At 48.7% G+C, this 3,757-nt stretch carries 2 protein-coding genes; both read right to left on the reverse strand.

The genetic code is table 11. From position 1 onward, the window contains the following. Positions 1 to 436: 436 nt before the first annotated feature. Positions 437 to 649, reverse strand: coding sequence for a hypothetical protein (locus FA048_RS19610; protein ID WP_136844358.1), 213 nt, complete (start codon positions 647 to 649; stop codon positions 437 to 439). Positions 650 to 653: 4 nt separating this feature from the next. Then, positions 654 to 3,757, reverse strand: a 3,104-nt coding sequence (locus tag FA048_RS19615; protein WP_136844360.1) for an RHS repeat domain-containing protein, incomplete at its 5' end; no start/stop codon positions are given.

Consider the following 3,757-nt stretch of genomic DNA (forward strand, 5'->3'; position numbering starts at 1 on the left):
AACCGAGGCATAGCCGAGCTCATGAATACCTTTAAAACAATATATAACTAATGAATAATCGTACTGCCCAAGCTCATCCTGAAGTTCCTTGCCATTGTACAGATAGTTGTTCGTACCTGCCGTTGCGCTATGTCTCAGTCCAAAGGCATAGTAACCGAGCTTGCGAGCTCATTCACGCCATTGAAAACAACAACCAAACGTGAATAATTATCCTCCTGCAGCTTCCTAACCACACCGTTATAAATATCGAAACTATATCGCACATTTCCTTTTAATGAAATAATAATTTCAATGCTTTTAAAACAACAAGTTCAGCATACCTTTTACATATGCTGAACTTTTATTTAATTAAAGCGCAAGCAGGACGCTTGCGCTAGATTGAAAGACCTGTATAAGTGGAGCTGCTTAATAATTGCACTGGTTAGGGGTCAGAATATTATTTTAAAAGTTCATTTTTTGCTTTTGATAAAACATCCAAGAATTCCTCTAGATATAAAGTAATCTCTTTTTCATTAAAAAATTCAATCTTAATTCTATTAATACCTTCCTCCTTTTGAATTAAGCAAATATTAATATCATCTAATCTTATATAAACAACTAACTCTTCATAGTCAGTCGGACTACCAATTACCAATTCAAATTTTTTCATGATATTATTGTTTTAACTCCCTAAAGCCATTAAAAACACCATTTCTCGAAACGCCAACACCTCTTCCTGTAGTTGTATCATATATTTCATAACCGCCTTGTGGGGCATTCCTAATTGTTTGCTTTTTAGATCCTAGAATATCCTGTAAAAGATCAAGCCCTTGTTGATTAGCGGTTTTGTGTGAAAACTCAATATCTTCAAAAACTGATCCTTCTCGCCCGGCATGTTTTTGCAGGGCTCTTCCAACTTTTGATAGACCCTGACTTCCTGTACCCTCTGCCGCACTTTGAATAAAATCATCGACACTGTTTATTGCTGTCTTTGTGACTGAAGATGAAGCAGAGAGTTCGCTTGCGCCGATAGTCGCAGATTTCCCAAATAGACTTTTTCCAATCTGTCCAAACACTCTTCCTGTGCCCGCGCCTATAGCAAATCCAATAGCAATTTCTTTAACTCCTTCGTTAGCGGCCCTAGTATACTCCTCTTTAACCTTTCCCTTGGCCATGCCTGCATTATTTGCATTAGAAATCGTGTTCAGAACCAATGCAACATTATTAATGCCCATATTAATCATGAACCTATAATAGGCCGACATAACTTTTTTAGCCCCATTTACAGTTGCAGATCCCCCTAATACTACAGGACCCGGACCATTTGGCGCCATCCCATCTGGATCAATAAACCTTATCGGATTATTGAACACATAGTTATATGGGCTATGCCTCCTCATCTTCTCCGCCAACGGATCCACACTGTTCCACCTCCCGATTACTGGGTCATAAAACCTTGCGCCGTAGTCATATTGCCCAAGTTCATCCTGCAGCTCCTTGCCATTGTAGAGATAGTTGTTCGTACCCGCCATTGCGCTATGCCTCAGTCCAAAGGCATAGTAGTTATCTTCCTGCAGCTTCCTAACAGCTCCGTTATAAATATCGAAACTATATCTCACATTTCCAAGGTGGTCTAAAAGATTGTACTCGTATTTGTAGATGCTCGACTGGTTCACCGCCCTTCCCTCTTCGGTCTGGATAAAGTCTATAGTTCCATTGGTGTACTGGATGCCGCCAACATAGTCGGTGGTGCCGGTAATGTTGCTCACCTTCCTCAGCTTCTGCCCCGTGGCATCATAGGTATAGGCAAGGCTGAGCCCGCTCTTTGTCGCCGTTGCCGGAAGGTCCAGGAAATTATAGCCGAGCGTTATCCCCGTCCTTCCATCTGTGGTGGCATTGCCATTGGCATCATAGGCGTAGCTGCCAGTGGCCAGCGGACCGCCCGAAATGCTAGTCAGCCTGTTGCCCACATAGCCGTAGCTGCCCGCCGTGCTCCCGTCCCTGCTAAGGCTGGTAATGTTGCCCATCACGTCGTAGCCCAGCACCTCGCTCATAGCAGTACCCGTACTTATCCCGTGAGTAAGCCTGTTCAGTTTATCATATTGATAGGTGAACACATTGCCCAACGAGCTGCCCCAGCGCTGGCTGGAAATGTTGCCGTTGAACTGTGGATGGGTGCCGTCCTGGTAATCGAGCTGCATACTGAACTGGTCGCTCGCGCTACTCTTCAACCAACCACGCTCATTATAGGCATATTCCGTGTTCTGGAGCATCCCGACAATGGAAGCGCTGAAGGTAGAGCCAAGCTGTGCCTCGAAGCCCGGTGCGAGCGTAATGCTGCCGGATGCTTTGACTGTTCGGGACTGCCCGCTCGTAAGAATGTCCGCAGCTGCAAGGGTAATATCGACACCATCGGGCGAACCATTGCCAAGCCCATGAAGGCCCCTTGCTTTCAATTGCCCGATCTCGTTGTACTCCAGTTTGTTCAGCGTAACCTCTCCCTGGCTGTTGATGTTTTCCCTGGTGGAAACCTTTCTCCCCATGTGGTCGTACACAAAGGCGTTGGCAATCATGATGGTTGCGCCATTGGCAATGTGCCTTCTGGCACTGGTCTTCAGCTGGCCCACAAAGTCGTAGCTGCTGTTCACCACGTCGGTACCACCAAGGTGGTTCTGGCTCTTGGTGGTTACGACCCTGCCGTCCAGGTCATAGTAGTTCACCGAAAGCAGCATTGTTCCTGTGCCCAGTACGTTCACCCTTGTGCCGGTCAACAGTCCCCTGGTCCGCTCGGCGGTCACCTGTGTAGTGCCGTTGGGCTGCCCGAAGGTGTTGGCAAAGAAATCGTAGTCGTCATAGTAGCTCACGGAATGGAAATGTGCTATCACTAGGGGAAAGGCCACGTTCGTATAGCCAGTGCCGTAGGTCGTGGCCAGGTTGTCCCTGTCCTCCCAGAGCGCCACATGTGCATCCACCAGTGCCTGTACCGCAGCCCCTGTGCCCGCATTGACGTAGAGCCCCGTTATTACCACCCTGCCCATCGCATCGTACTTGGTGAACGCCCACTGGTTCACCAACCGCTGGTTGGCATCCTGTGAAAGCACCAGCTGGTCCAGTTTGTTGTACACCATGTATTCCCAGCCCCTGCCCGGCACCTTCTTCTCTATCAGCCTCTTCCTTCCGTCGTAATGGTAGCCGTAGATATAGTTCTCGAAGTTCGCATCCGCCGTTTCCGTAAAGCTTGTTGCCGTTACAGCGGGCGGAACCACATAGCGAAGGTTGCCAAGGTCGTCATAGATATAATGGGTGCTCAGTGCCACGCTCTCGGTCTCCCATATCCTTTTCAGCACCACCCTGCCCTGCAGATCCCTGAACTCTTCTGCCGTTCCGGCCTTGCCACTCGTCCAGTTCTCGTCCCTGGAGATGGTCTTGTAGAGCCTGTTCGCCGCATAGTAGCTGTCGCCTGTAGATGCACCAGATGAACCCACTACCCACAATGGAACCTCCCCCGTCACATTACTGCTGTAGTCCGCCCTAACCGTATGGCCCGAACCCGCAATAGCTGCATTGTAGGGCTGCCATACAGCTCCAGGTGCGCCCTGCTCGAGTACCCTCCCAATCGGAGAGGCCTCCAGTACCGCCTGGCTGTAGGGATATGGTGTCTTTACAACATTAGCGTCCCAGCCCGAGGTACCATAGAAGGCAGCCTGTCCGGCAATCGCAGTAGCCCTATAGCTTCCGTCACTGCCCGTCTGCTCGGCATAGGGAAGGTACTTCTTCA

Source organism: Pedobacter polaris, from assembly GCF_005116505.1.
In the GTDB taxonomy this organism is placed as follows: domain Bacteria; phylum Bacteroidota; class Bacteroidia; order Sphingobacteriales; family Sphingobacteriaceae; genus Pedobacter; species Pedobacter polaris.